11 protein-coding genes are annotated in these 13,159 nt (G+C 58.0%); all 11 read right to left on the minus strand.

Annotated features, from left to right (window positions below; genetic code table 11):
* Positions 1–595 (minus strand): Mur ligase family protein (locus tag HHJ19_RS03330; RefSeq protein WP_296904038.1); only part of this gene is annotated, 595 nt, incomplete at its 3' end.
* The gene (locus HHJ19_RS03335) at positions 592–2,088 is read right to left on the minus strand and encodes a UDP-N-acetylmuramoyl-L-alanyl-D-glutamate--2,6-diaminopimelate ligase (RefSeq protein WP_296904040.1); all 1,497 of its coding nucleotides are present in this window, start codon (positions 2,086–2,088) and stop codon (positions 592–594) included. The genes HHJ19_RS03335 and HHJ19_RS03330, both read right to left, overlap by 4 nt.
* On the minus strand, positions 2,085–3,818 hold the full coding sequence (locus HHJ19_RS03340) for a penicillin-binding protein 2 (RefSeq protein ID WP_296904042.1): 1,734 nt from the start codon (positions 3,816–3,818) through the stop codon (positions 2,085–2,087). The genes HHJ19_RS03335 and HHJ19_RS03340 overlap by 4 nt, the downstream gene beginning before the upstream one ends.
* Entirely contained in the window at positions 3,811–4,113 is a 303-nt protein-coding gene (gene ftsL / locus HHJ19_RS03345; RefSeq protein WP_296904044.1) for a cell division protein FtsL, read from the minus strand. The genes HHJ19_RS03340 and ftsL overlap by 8 nt, the downstream gene beginning before the upstream one ends.
* Before the next feature lie 64 nt (positions 4,114–4,177).
* Complete coding sequence (rsmH, locus tag HHJ19_RS03350; protein WP_296904046.1) at positions 4,178–5,095, minus strand: 16S rRNA (cytosine(1402)-N(4))-methyltransferase RsmH; 918 nt, start codon at positions 5,093–5,095, stop codon at positions 4,178–4,180.
* A gap of 9 nt (positions 5,096–5,104) precedes the next feature.
* A complete protein-coding gene (gene mraZ, locus HHJ19_RS03355) occupies positions 5,105–5,533 on the minus strand; it encodes a division/cell wall cluster transcriptional repressor MraZ (RefSeq protein WP_296904048.1) in 429 nt (142 codons plus the stop codon).
* A 531-nt stretch (positions 5,534–6,064) separates the two neighbouring features.
* On the minus strand, positions 6,065–7,735 hold the full coding sequence (locus tag HHJ19_RS03360) for an STAS domain-containing protein (RefSeq protein ID WP_366929378.1): 1,671 nt from the start codon (positions 7,733–7,735) through the stop codon (positions 6,065–6,067).
* Positions 7,736–7,886: 151 nt separating this feature from the next.
* Complete coding sequence (dksA, locus tag HHJ19_RS03365) at positions 7,887–8,912, minus strand: RNA polymerase-binding protein DksA (protein ID WP_296904058.1); 1,026 nt, start codon at positions 8,910–8,912, stop codon at positions 7,887–7,889.
* A gap of 357 nt (positions 8,913–9,269) precedes the next feature.
* Complete coding sequence (locus tag HHJ19_RS03370; protein ID WP_296904052.1) at positions 9,270–10,328, minus strand: GTP-binding protein; 1,059 nt, start codon at positions 10,326–10,328, stop codon at positions 9,270–9,272.
* Between the two features lie 279 nt (positions 10,329–10,607).
* The gene (locus HHJ19_RS03375) at positions 10,608–11,789 is read right to left on the minus strand and encodes a class I SAM-dependent methyltransferase (RefSeq protein ID WP_296904054.1); all 1,182 of its coding nucleotides are present in this window, start codon (positions 11,787–11,789) and stop codon (positions 10,608–10,610) included.
* Between the two features lie 528 nt (positions 11,790–12,317).
* Positions 12,318–13,159 (minus strand): tyrosine-type recombinase/integrase (locus HHJ19_RS03380; RefSeq protein WP_296904056.1); only part of this gene is annotated, 842 nt, incomplete at its 5' end.

A 13,159-nucleotide genomic window follows, 5' to 3' on the forward strand; every position in this document is an offset into this window, starting at 1 on the left:
CCACCGTCGCCATGAATTCAAGATGCTCGCGCTGGGCATTGTTAACCAAGGCGATCGTCGGCTTGGTCAATGCGCTCAGGTACGCGATTTCACCGGGATGGTTCATGCCCAGCTCGACCACGCCCACCTGATGCGACGCACGCAGGCGCAACAGCGTCAGCGGTACCCCGATGTCATTGTTCAAATTTCCTGCGGTGGCAAAAGCTTCGCCGGATTTCCAGGCCTGCAATACCGACGCAATCATCTGCGTGACGGTGGTTTTACCGTTGCTGCCGGTGACTGCGACCAGTGGCAAATTGAATTGCGAGCGCCAGCCGCAGGCCAGATGGCCCAGCGCCAGTTTGGCGTCGACGACTTCCAGGCCCGGCAGATCCGCGTCCACCAGACCTTGCTGCGCAATCGCAGCCACGGCGCCCTTTGCCCTCGCCTGCGCCAGAAATTCGTGTGCGTCAAAGTGCTCGCCCTTGAGCGCCACGAAAAGGTCTCCCGCCTGCAGGCTGCGCGTGTCGGTATGCACGCGTCCAAATCTTGTCCGGCCGTCGCCCACCAACACAGCCAGGGGAATCCAGTCCAGAGCTTGTTGCAGGTTCATCATGCCGCGCTCCTTGTCCCACGCGTCGCCAGTTGCGCTCGCAAGGCGGCTTGTGCATGCTCCCGGTCGGAAAATGGCAGTCTCAGGCCACCTACTTCCTGAAAACTTTCATGCCCTTTACCTGCCAGCAGCAGCACATCCTGGGGCTGCGCCAGATTCAAGACTTGGACAATGGCAGCTGCCCGGTCGGCCTGCACGTACACTGCATCGCGATGACTCAATCCCAATAGGATCTGGCTAATGATGGCCAGCGGATTTTCACTGCGCGGGTTGTCACTGGTGACGACGATATGATCCGAATTGTGTTCTGCCACCGCAGCCATTAGCGGACGTTTGGTGGCATCACGGTCGCCGCCGCAGCCAAAGACACACCAGAGTTGGCCGCCTCGACTCGTGGCCACTGGCTTGAGCGCGGCGAGCACTTTTTCAAGCGCGTCCGGCGTGTGCGCGTAGTCGATGACGACCAGCGGTAGACCTTGTGTCGCCAGGGTCTCTGTGCGGCCAGGCACCGGCAGCAGGTCGGCACAAGCCCTCGCCGCATCCGCTAGCGACACGCTCATGGACCTGAGAGCCGCCATGACGCCCAGCAAGTTGGAGACGTTGTAATGCCCGACCATGCAGGTCGAAACCCTGTAGCTCTCACCGCCCTCCATCACGTCGAAGCTCAGGTTCTGCGAACCGTGTTGAATATTTCGCGCTTGCAACCGCGCCGAGCGAGTACATGAAAATGTCCAAACATCCAGACCCGTACCTGCGAGCGTTGTACCCAGTTCAAGGCCCTTGACGTCGTCGATGTTGATGACTGCCGCCTTCAGCCCTGGCCAGCCAAAAAGCATCTCCTTGGCAGCCCAATAATTCTGCATCGACGCGTGGTAGTCGAGATGGTCCTGCGTAAAGTTCGTGAAGATAGCGACCTGTATCAGGGTTGCATCCAGGCGCCGCTCCTCAATACCGATGGAAGAAGCCTCAAGCGCGCACGCGCTGAAGCCTTCATCGACGAAGCGCCGCAACTGCTGCTGCAGCAACACCGGGTCGGGAGTGGTCAATCCGTTGGCAACCATGGCGCCCGGCTGTCCGATCCCCAAAGTTCCAACCACGCCACATTTTCGACCCAGTCGGTCCAGTGCTTGCGCCAGCCACATTGCGGTAGTGGTCTTGCCGTTCGTGCCAGTCACCGCTGCGATCTGTAACTGCTCGCTGGGCGCGCCAAAATAAGCGGCGGCTATGGGCCCGGTAGCAACCTTGAGTCCGGCATAAGTCGCGATCCGTTCATCGTTAAACCCGTAAACTTCGGCGCCATTCTCCTCAATCAGGCAAGCGAGAGCACCTGCAGCGAGCACCTCGTCGACATACTTGCGGCCGTCGGTAGCGGCCCCGGGCCAAGCTACAAACCCGTCACCCATCCCTACCTTTCGGCTGTCTGTACAGAGATTACCCGTCACGCGCTCTCGCAACCAGAAGGCTGCTTGCCCGGGTGTGTGGAGTTGCGTTGTCAAAACGACTCCTCCACAGCCTGCGTCACGATTTGCGGCTTGACATCCATATCGGGCTGCACACCCATCATGCGCAATGTCTGCTGAACCACTTCACTAAACACGGGCGCGGCCGCCAGGCCACCATAGTATTTTCCATCACCCGGCTCATCAATCATCACCGCGACGATGATGCGCGGCGCCTCAATGGGAGCCATGCCGGTAAACCATGCACGGTACTTGTTGCTTGCATAACCTTTGCCGACTTGTTTGTGTGCCGTGCCTGACTTGCCGCCAACCGAATAGCCGACCGTCTGTGCAAGTTGGCCAGTGCCGCCCGGTCCAGCGGCCATTTGGAGCATGCGACGCACTGCATGGGCATTTTCGGCAGAAAAAACCCTGACACCGACGGCTGGTTCGCTAGTCTTGAGCATGGTCACCGGGATGATCTGCCCATCGTGCGCAAAAGAAGTGTACGAGTGCGCCATCTGGAAAAGTGAAGCAGACAGTCCATAGCCGTAAGCCATGGTCGCCTGTTCAACTGGCCGCCAAGTCTTCCACGACCGCAACCGACCCGTCACTGCGCCAGGAAACTGGATTTGCGGCTTCTGCCCGTAGCCGAGCGCTACGTAGGTATTCCACATCTCGTGGGGAGTCATCTTCTGCGCAATTTTGAGCGCCCCGACATTGCTGGACTTCTGGATCACGCCTTCGACGGTGAGTGTTCCGTAGTTGTGGGTATCGCTGATGGTGAAGCCGCCTATGCTAAAGCGGCCAGGTCCGGTTTCGATGAGGGTTCGCGGCTTCACGCGGCCGGCTTCCAGGGCCATGGCCACCGTGATGGGCTTCATCGTCGAGCCCGGCTCGAAGGTATCGGTCAAGGCGCGGTTTCGCAGCTGTTCGCCCGTAAGGTTCTTGCGCTTGTCGGGAACGTAGCTCGGGTAATTGGCAAGCGCCAGCACCTCGCCGGTGATCGAATCGAGCACGACCACGCTACCTGCCTTGGCCTTGCGCGCAATCACTGCATCGCGCAGCTTTTGATATGCGAAGAACTGCACTTTGCTGTCAACGCTCAATTGGATGTCTTGACCTTCGACCGGAGGCACCTGTTCACCGATACCTTCGACGACACGGCCGAGGCGATCCTTGATGACACGCCTTGAACCGGCTTTGCCCGAAAGTTCCTTGTTGAAGGTCAGCTCAATGCCCTCTTGGCCATTGTCTTCCACGTTGGTGAAACCAACGACATGCGCAATTGTTTCGCCTTCTGGATACTTGCGCTTGTATTCTTTGCGCTGATAGATACCCTTGATTCCCATTGCCTGAATTTTCAGTGCGACCGGTTCATCGACCTGGCGCTTGACCCAGACAAAGGTCTTGTCGTCGTCGCCGAGCATTTTTCTAAGCTCGGCCAGTGGCATTTCCAGCAACCGGGCCAGCTCCACAAATTGGGCTGGACTTGCCTCAACGTCTTCTGGAATGGCCCAAATGCTGGGCGCAGGGACGCTGGAGGCCAGAATCAAGCCATTGCGGTCTAAAATGCGTCCCCGGTTGGCGGGCAATTCAAGCGTCCTTACAAATCGGACCTGTCCCTGACGTTGGAAAAAATCATTGCCAATAATCTGGATGTAAGCAGCCCGCCCGGCCAGCCCGGCGAAAGCTAGCGCAATCGCTGCAACAATAAATTTGCTGCGCCAAACCGGCGTCTTACTGGCCAGCAATGGGCTGGATGTGTAGAGAATGCTTCTACTCATGCTGCGCGCCCCCCGCGGGTACTGAAGCAACATTCCCGTAAGTCACGTATTGCGTGATGGCTGGCGTTGTAGTTCGCATCTTCAAGCGGTCCACGGCGAGCTTTTCAACTTTGAGAGGCGTGGCCTCGGCACGCTTTTCAACCTGTAGCCGCTCCTTTTCGGTTTCTATTTTCCGGCTTTGCGCTGTGACTTTCTCAAGCTCCATGTAAAGACGGCGCGATTCGTACTGGATGCGCACCAAGTACAACGCGCTGACCAGAACGGCCAACAACAGAACAAAATTCAAGCGCGCCACGAGATGCCTCCCAGCACGGCGACAGGAAAATCTTTTTCACTTGCGTATGCGAGCCTTAAAGTATTCACGGCACATCCCCGGTACGCTCTGCCACCCGCATCACGGCGCTGCGCGAGCGTGGATTGCCAGCTACCTCGTCTTCGCTGGGCTTAATGCGACCCAGAGCCTTCAACTGCATGACTTTGGGCGCTGCAAAAGGAGCCCGCCGATCAAATACCTCACGGGAATGGCCCGCAATGAATTGCTTGACGATACGGTCTTCCAGCGAATGAAAGCTGATCACCACCAGACGCCCTCCGGGCTGAAGCACTTTCAAAGTGGCTTGCAGCGCCCGTTGCAGTTCTTCGAGCTCGGCGTTGATGAAAATCCGAAAAGCCTGAAAGGTGCGCGTTGCCGGGTCCTTGCCCGGCTCGCGGGTTTTGACCGCGCCAGCCACGACTTCGGCCAGCTCGGCGGTGCCTTGCAAAGGCCCCCGCTCTTGTCGGCGACGATCAATCGCCTTTGCAATCTGCCCAGCAAACCGTTCTTCGCCATAGTCACGAATCACCTCCGTCATTGTTTCGATAGAAGCATCGGCCAGCCACTCAGCGACGCTTTGACCACGCGTGGTGTCCATGCGCATGTCCAGAGGACCTTGCTGTCGGAAAGAAAAGCCGCGCACCGGGTTGTCAATTTGGGGCGAACTGACCCCCAGATCCATGAGCACACCCGCAGCGCTGGCAGCCGGCATCTGATCCAGATGCATGAAACCTTCGTGGCGGATTGAAAATCTGGGGTCGACGATGGTATTCGCTTCTGAAATGGCGTCCAGATCCTTGTCGAAAGCGGTGAGGCGGCCGAGCTCAGAGAGTTTCGACAGCAACAGGCGTGAATGCCCGCCCCGACCAAAGGTCGCGTCGATGTATCGGCCGTCCGGGTTGACCTGAAGCGCCGTGATGGCTTCGTTCAACAAGACGGTCCGGTGGGTCCATGCGCCGTTCACCGTCTTCTTTCAGAACGAAAAGTCTTTGAAGACATCAGGCATCTCGCCCTTCATCTGTTCGGCTTCCTGAGCGGCGTAAGTCGCAGCGTCCCAGAGCTCGAAATAAGCGCCCATGCCGAGCAAGACCGCATCCTTGCTGATGCCCGCAGCAGCGCGCAATTCAGGCGATACCAACACACGGCCCGCGGCATCCATTTCGACATCCATGGCATTGCCCAGAAAAATCCGCTTCCACCACTGCGCCTGCATCGGCAAAGCCGCAATGCGCTCGCGAAATTTCTCCCATTCGGTACGCGGGAAAATCATCAGGCAACCATGTGGGTGTTTGGTGATGGTTAGCTGGCCCGAGATGGCTGTACCCAGCACGTCACGAAACCGGGTCGGCACAGAAAGCCGACCTTTGGTATCGAGAGCTAAAGATGACGCGCCTTGAAACACCGTTTAAAACCCTCGAAAAACACTTTTCACCACTAAACTGCACTTTTTCCCACTTTATCAGGAAACTATTCGCAAGCAAGAGGTTTTAAACAAATTTTTTCAATGGAATCAAGGACTTAGAAGCAAGCGCGTAAAGTGGCATTTTATCGAAAATATGTTCTAGATTAAGTACTTAGGTCAGTGATTGAAAGTAGTGTCTTAATCCAGCGCGCATTAAAAACCCGAGCGGAGGGTTCCAATGGGGTCCGGTTTCTGGAAGATGGCTGCCTTGGACAGTGGGTGTGAAAGCAGAAGTAAGGTTGAACAGGGCTTTCCACCCGAGCGCGTCACTCGTGTTCACAAGCATCAATGGAGAACATAGTCCCGGAATCCACACAGCCGGGGAACCGCACTTTTTGATGTAGCGCCCGCCGCAGGATAAGACGACTGTCAGGATCGGGGCGTGGCAGGGATTTATGCGTGATGCATTGCCTGAAGCCGGATTAGAGACGCCAGGCTTGCACCTGTTGGACGCAATCAGGAGGTGCCGAATCAATCGGAACGGACGATTACCCTCGCGTGTTCGCTAATTCCAATCACATTGAAAAATGACGCGACCAAGCGATTGACTTCCGAAAACTGGACCGAGCGGTTTTCTGCTTCGCGAGCCGAAACCCAATTGAGCAGTGTGCCCGCCGCAGAAAAATCAACCCGGATCAGCTTGGCGCAGGAAATAAGCATCACGTCGGCACCCGCAAGTTTGGCTTCGAGCTTGTCCAACACAGCTATGGCATCGCCCTGAATCTGGCCCGACAATTCAACCGAAAGAAGTTGGCTTACCGACGAACTATCCGCGCCCTGATCTGAGTCCCGGCCTGTCGCGTAGAACCCAGAATGCATGGAGTCGCGGTAAACCTCACCAATAATCGTGGTGCCGCCCAGGAGCCCACCCTGTTCATCCAGCGTTTTGTATTCGCAACGCGCGCTCTCCCAAGCCGGCGGCGACACTTCGTAGGTTACGCAGAAGTCAAGCGCTGTCAGTTCAAAATCGTCAGGACGGTGCGTAACACGCAGCGCTTCCATGCGCAACAGCCACCAGTTCTGGTCAGTATTCCGGTCGCCAGAGGGCGTGGCATTGCGCAGTACATTTTGCAATTGCAGATCGCCCATAAACCGCAACTGCGCCGGCTGATTAGCCCAGTTGACAAATACCCTGTACAAGGGCTCCAGCGCCGCTGCATCTATGGTTTTGAGATGACTCCAGTCCAGCCGCCAAGGCATCGCTGCACGGGCAATGGCCGCCCTGAGGGCGGCAACAGTCTGCAGTCCCAAAACCGAAGGGCAGATCCAGTCGGCAGCAACTCTCTCGGTGGCTTTGTCAGCAGCTCCACCGAGCATTTTTACCATGTCAGGCAATGAGAACCACTGCGGTGCTGAACGGTCAAAACGCTCGACAAACTCTATGGCAGCGGTTTCGAACTTGTCCTGCTCTCCTGTCGCACGGTAGAGGTCAAACAGTGTCAACCAGGTTTCCATGTGACTTTCCCGGATCGCGCCAGGCGCCAGGATGTGTAGCAAACCTGCTTCAGCGCCTGCATCTTCGCCATTGGCGAAGAGGATGGCAGCTTCTTCCAGTTCTGCGTCGTGCGCCACCATTTCCTGGACGCCAACCGCAGCGCTTCTGGACGGCGAAAAAGTTGATGCATGGCTATCCTCCGCGGCCCCGCCAAAGCCGGGCATACCGCCGCCCACGGCAGGGAATTGAGGCGAAGCAGCAGGAGGTTTGCTGCGAAGCTGACCGGCTGCGGCTGACCCGTCGGCTGCAGCCATCCGGGCGGATAGCGGCAATTCCGCCGGAGCAGTCGGTCGGTAAGCCATTGGCAGGGCGTTGTCCAGCAGGGAATGCCGGGTGACAGCGCCTTCGCCCTGAGGCGGGACCAAAGGATCAACCGAATTGCTCGCCGCGTTTTGGTCCTTGGTCTTCCACCACTGCATTGACATCTGCGCTTCGATTTCATCGATCTTCTTCAGCGTTGTCGCACGATCATCAGGCCTGGAGGCCATGCTGCTCTGAAAGAATGACGGTCCGCCCGCAAGCTCCTGGCCCACGCCGACCATGGCCTCGTGTTTGCGCATCTTGCGCAGCATGTCGAATTCTCGCTTGCGCACAAAATCGTTTCGCCGCTTGCGCTCAATCATTTCCTTGAGCAGCTGTTTGCTCACTGAATCATCCCTGTCCGTCTGGACAGAATCCAGCTCAGACCAGCTCGTCGCCGGATTCCGGACGAACCTGACCATCTTGGACAGCAAGTTTGATGCGGTGTCGTCTTTGGACATCTAGGTCGACAAAAGCTTTAATGCAGAACTGGAGGCGTCAATCGCCAAACATTTTCTGTTTCAGTTCACGGCGTTGCTGTGCCTCCAGCGACAGATTGGCCGTAGGACGCGCAATCAGCCGGCCGACGCCGATGGCTTCGCCAGTCTCATCGCAGTAACCGTAATCACCGGAATCGATACGTGCAATTGATTGCTCAATCTTTTTAAGCAATTTGCGCTCCCGGTCGCGGGTCCGCAATTCAAGCGCGTGCTCTTCTTCAATGGTGGCGCGGTCCGCGGGGTCAGGAACGACCGAGGTATCTTCCCGAAGATGTTCCGTGGTTTCACCGGCGCTGTTGTGAATATCCTGCTTGAGCACTGACAGTTTGTGGCGGAAAAAAGCCAGCTGCTTTTCATTCATGTACTCGGAGTCTGGCATGGCCTTGACTTCTTCGTCAGACAGCTGGTCAGCGGGCTTGGTCTTCCAGTTGTTAGCGAGTTTGGGATTTTTGGGGGCGGCCGCATGAATAGGCGGCGCGATCACACGTTCGATCATCGTTGAATAACTGGCTTTGGCGGCGTCAGGCGCATGGGTTGGCACCATCGGTGCGGGCGGAGTAGAGTGGACAGCGGTTCGAGCCGAACTTCTTCGTCCGGGTTTCAACGGCGCGGAGGCCATGCGCACCGCAGTTCGGCTGGGCACGGAGGCAGCAACAGGCGCAGCGACGGGTGATGATAATTTCAGCCTATCGGCGATTTTTCTCGCCTTGCTGTCTTGAACAGCCGGCTTGGCAGGCGCTTTAGCAGCAGTTTTTAACACGGATTTTGACTCGATATGTGAGGGTTGAACGGGCACTTCGGCGCGAGGGGATACCGGTTTTCCGGGTGCTTTGTCGCGGCTTGCCACAACCGGCTCTTTTTTAAGCGCTACTTTTGCAGCGGACTTGCCGGTAACAGCGGCAGATTTTTTGGCAACGACCTTTACGGCTTTAACGGCTTTAACTGCCTTCTTGACGGCGGCCGCAGGCGCTGCCGCGACCGAGGCCCGGCCTAGCGTCATGCTCTTTTTCGCTTGGGCATTCACAATGTCTCTCCTCTGGGAAGCGGCCTGGGGATGATCCCTGGACCGGCTCTTTGCCAAACTGCCTTCAGACGGTTCGGCCCTAGCTGTTGCCAGATTTTCTGGTATGTCTGCCGCCGCTCCATCCGAAGACATCGTTTTAGTCGCAATCTGCTTGCCGGCGCGCTTATCAGCGCGCTTTGGCCGCGTTGCCTCATGCTTCTCTGACTGGCCTCCCGATTCGGATTTCCGGGTATTTTGGTCGGCGCGCGATTGTAACGGCCCGCCGGGATGTGCTCCCGCCCCGCGCATAAACCGTTGTAAAGACAAGACAAACATCAAATTTTTGGTCTTCAATAGGAAGTATGCGGACAGCCTACCTCAAACCAGGCACTGCTCCAGACCCTGCAGAAAAATATCTTTTGGCAAGTCGATGCCGATGAAGACCATTTTGCTGTTTTTAACCTCGCCCTCCGCCCAAGCGGGGCCAAGGTCGCTTCCCATGAGTTGGTGCACACCCTGGAAAATCACCTTGCGCTCGGTTCCCTCCATGTGCAGCACACCCTTGTAGCGCAACATGCGCGGGCCGTAGATATTCACCACAGCGCCCAGAAAGTCCTCCAGCTTGGCAGGACTGAAAGCCCTGTCCGAGCGAAATACAAAGCTTTTAACGTCGTCATCATGGTGGTGGTGGCGGCCATCACCCGGGACATGGGAAGGATGGTCGCAGTGCTCACCGGGTGCATGGTCATGCTCGTCATGTCCGTGCGTCCCATGCTCTTCGGCCTTCAGGAAATCCGGATCGATGTCGAGCTTGGCGTTAAGGTTGAACCCGCGCAGGTCAAATACGTCCGCAATGGCAACTTCGCCGAAATGCACGGCTTTTTGTGGTGCGCGCGGATTCATTTGCGTCAAACGGTGCATCAGCGCATGAACTTCGTCTTCGGCCACCAGGTCGCTCTTGCTTATGAATATCTGGTCCGCAAAACCCACTTGGCGCCGCGCTTCCTGGCGGTCATCGAACTGGGTCTGCGCATGCTTGGCATCGACCAGCGTCAGGATGGAGTCGAGCAGGTATTGCTCGGCAATTTCCTCATCCATGAAAAAGGTCTGCGCCACCGGGCCCGGGTCGGCCAATCCCGTGGTTTCGATTACGACACGGTCAAAGTCAAGCAGTCCTTTGCGCTTTTTAGCGGCCAGCAATTGCAGCGTTTCGCGCAGATCTTCGCGTATCGAACAGCAAATGCAGCCGTTGTTCATCTGGATGATGTTTTCCTGAGTGTCATTGACGAGGATTTCGTTGTCGATGTTTTCCTCTCCAAACTCGTTCTCGATAACGGCAATCTTTTGACCGTGAGCTTCGGTCAGGATGCGCTTGAGCAGCGTGGTTTTGCCCGAGCCGAGAAAGCCGGTGAGGATGGTAACTGGAATCAGGCTCATGGTGTCCACCTAAAAAACGAAAGAAATGCCATCAATACGCCGACGACTTGCGTCAACGAGCCAAAGACTCAAACGTGGGAGTTTAGCGACCCCGTCGAGCCGCTGGCGCGTCTTTAACAATTCCGCCTCGCAAGCAAGGCCTTGGGCGAAAGCTGGCAAGCCCGGCCAGCCGTTGACAGCGAGCACTTTTCTCTGCCTGTTTCACTATTATTTCGATAGCTGAAATTAGCCGTAGAAACTGGACCACAAGGCTGTTTTACCTGAAATCAACTTGACCGCTCACCTTTTGACCAGCACCAGTCCTTTAAGGTATTCCCCTTCGGGAAAAGCGACGGTCATCGGGTGATCGGGGGCGCCGCTCATGCGTTCAGAAATGAAGGCGTCTACCCCCGCATCGGTGCCGGCTGACGCCACGATCTTGTGAAACAGGTCGGCACTGATGCCTCCCGAGCAGGAGTAGGTAAAAAGCACGCCGTCCGGCGCGAGGATGGACAGCGCCAGCCGGTTGATATCCTTGTAAGCACGCGCGGCACGCTCGGCATGCGAGACAGTGGGCGCAAACTTCGGCGGATCCAGCACAATCGCGTCGAAGGTTTTTCCTTCCTTCAGATACTGGCGCAACGATGCGTTGACGTCGGCGTCCAGCATGGTGGTCCGGCTGGCCTCAAACCCGTTCAAGGCCACATTGGCCCGCGCGCGCTCGATTGCCGTGCCTGAGGAGTCGATGGAAGTGACATGCCCGGCCCCGCCAGCCAGCGCAGCCACAGTGAATCCGCCGGTGTAGCAGTAACAATTGAGTACCTGGCCGAAGTTCAGGCGACGCGTGTAGGCTGCAAACTTCTGGCGGCTGTCGCGCTGATCCAGGTAGAAGCCGGTTTTATGGCCCTCTGCCACATCCAGGCTCAGCTTCCAGTCGTGCTCCATGATGGTAATGCCGGAGTCGCCCGAACCGGCCAACCAGCCAGTGACTTCGGGCAAGCCTTCAAGCGACCGCACGCTGGCATCGGAGCGCTCATACAGGCGTATCAAACCTGTCTGCGCCAACAAGGACTCGACGATCACGCTTTTCCACTTCTCCGCGCCACAGCTTGAAAACTGCGCAACCAGCGTATCGGCGTACCGGTCCACCACCAGACCGGGCAGGCCATCGGACTCGCCATGAATCAGCCGGAGTCCGTCACTTTTTATATCAAACCGCGCTCTTGCCCTGATGGCCTGGGCGATGCGCGCTGCGAAAAAAGAAGCATCAATTCGTTGTGACTCGTCAAAGCTCCAGACTCGCGCCCGAATTTTGGAACTCGGGCTGAAAGCCGCCCAGCCCAGGAATTGACCAGCGTTACTTTCCACTCGTACTGTTTCACCCGCATCGCCCCCACCACTGGCAATGGCTCCGTCAAAAATCCAGGGGTGGCGGCGCAGCAAAGAACGTTCCTTGCCATCCTTCAGTCGTAGTGTTTTCATGCGGCTATTGTCGCGGCTTGCCCGGGCGGGCCGGCGCGGCCAGCCTTTGAGCCCGGCGACCGGGCTGCCAGTCGCATGTGCTCACGTCATTCACCCGGGCCACGACCATATGCCTGAAAAATATCGCTCCTCAAAAAATCGATCCTTCTCGGGTCGTTTTGAAGAATTTTATGACCTCCGGGCCACCCCCCGCGCTGGTTCGCGTTGTGGCGATGGCGGCCATGAGCGTGCTGGCCGGGCTTCTGCTGCGGCTAACCTGCCCCGGCGCTCGCACGCGCTGAGTGCTCGTCCTGAACGCCGGCGCCCAAGCCGGTCGCCCTGCAGGATTGGGGCAACTACTGGATAAATTCCAGCGGCAGCCAACACGGGCAAACGCCATTTACCCCGTCACAGCGGGCCACGCCCTGTGGTTTCCCCCCAGAACGAGCCACCCGCGCCGAGGCAGAACGCGGGTGTCTTGAAGTGCCCCATGCAGCCATTGACTCCGCCGAAGCACCCACCCGATACCTGCGGCGCCTGGCAGCCGGATCAGCGGCCTGACTTGCCTTTGTGGACAACTTCGGCGACCGGTTTGACAGGCAGTGCCGCAGCGACACCCCGCTTGGGGCCTGAATGCGCCCGGGGATGAGCCGCGTCATAGACTTTGGCCAGATGCTGGAAATCAAGCCGTGTGTAGACCTGCGTGGTCGTGATGTTGGCGTGACCCAACAACTCCTGCACCGCGCGCAAGTCACCGCTCGACTGCAACACGTGGCTGGCAAAGGAATGGCGCAGCATGTGCGGGTGCACCGGCGTCGCCAACCCGGCCTGCTGTGAACGCTGCTTCAGGCGAACCCGGATATGCTGCGGCGTGAGCCGAGTGCCGCGCTGGCTGATGAAAAGCGCTTCCCCACCCGCAACGCCAGCCAGCGCCCAGTTGCCGCGGGCCGCAACCCATTTCTGCAGCGATAGCAGGGCCGCGCGTCCTACCGGTACACTGCGCCGCTTGCCGCCCTTGCCGAGCACATGGGCTTCGGCCGCGTCCATGTCGACCCAGCCGCGCGCCTTGGCGCTAGCCTGCGCGTCCAGACCGACCAGTTCGCCAATACGCAGGCCGCAGCCGTAAAGCAGTTCGGTGATGCACTGATCGCGCGCCTCAAGCTGCGGGTCGACGTCGGCTTCGGCGGACTGAAAGCTGGCCAGCTGAACCGCCTCGTCAACGCTCAAGGCCTTGGGCAGCGGCTTGGCAGCTTTGGGCGCGCGCACGTCCTGTGCAGGGTTGCTGCCCACCAGGCCTTCGCGACCCAACCAGCTGTAAAAGCCGCGCCAGCCCGACAAGATCAGCGCAATGCCGCGTCCACTGCGTCCGCCGCTATGCATCTGCGCTACCC

Source organism: Polaromonas sp., from assembly GCF_012927415.1.
In the GTDB taxonomy this organism is placed as follows: domain Bacteria; phylum Pseudomonadota; class Gammaproteobacteria; order Burkholderiales; family Burkholderiaceae_C; genus Polaromonas.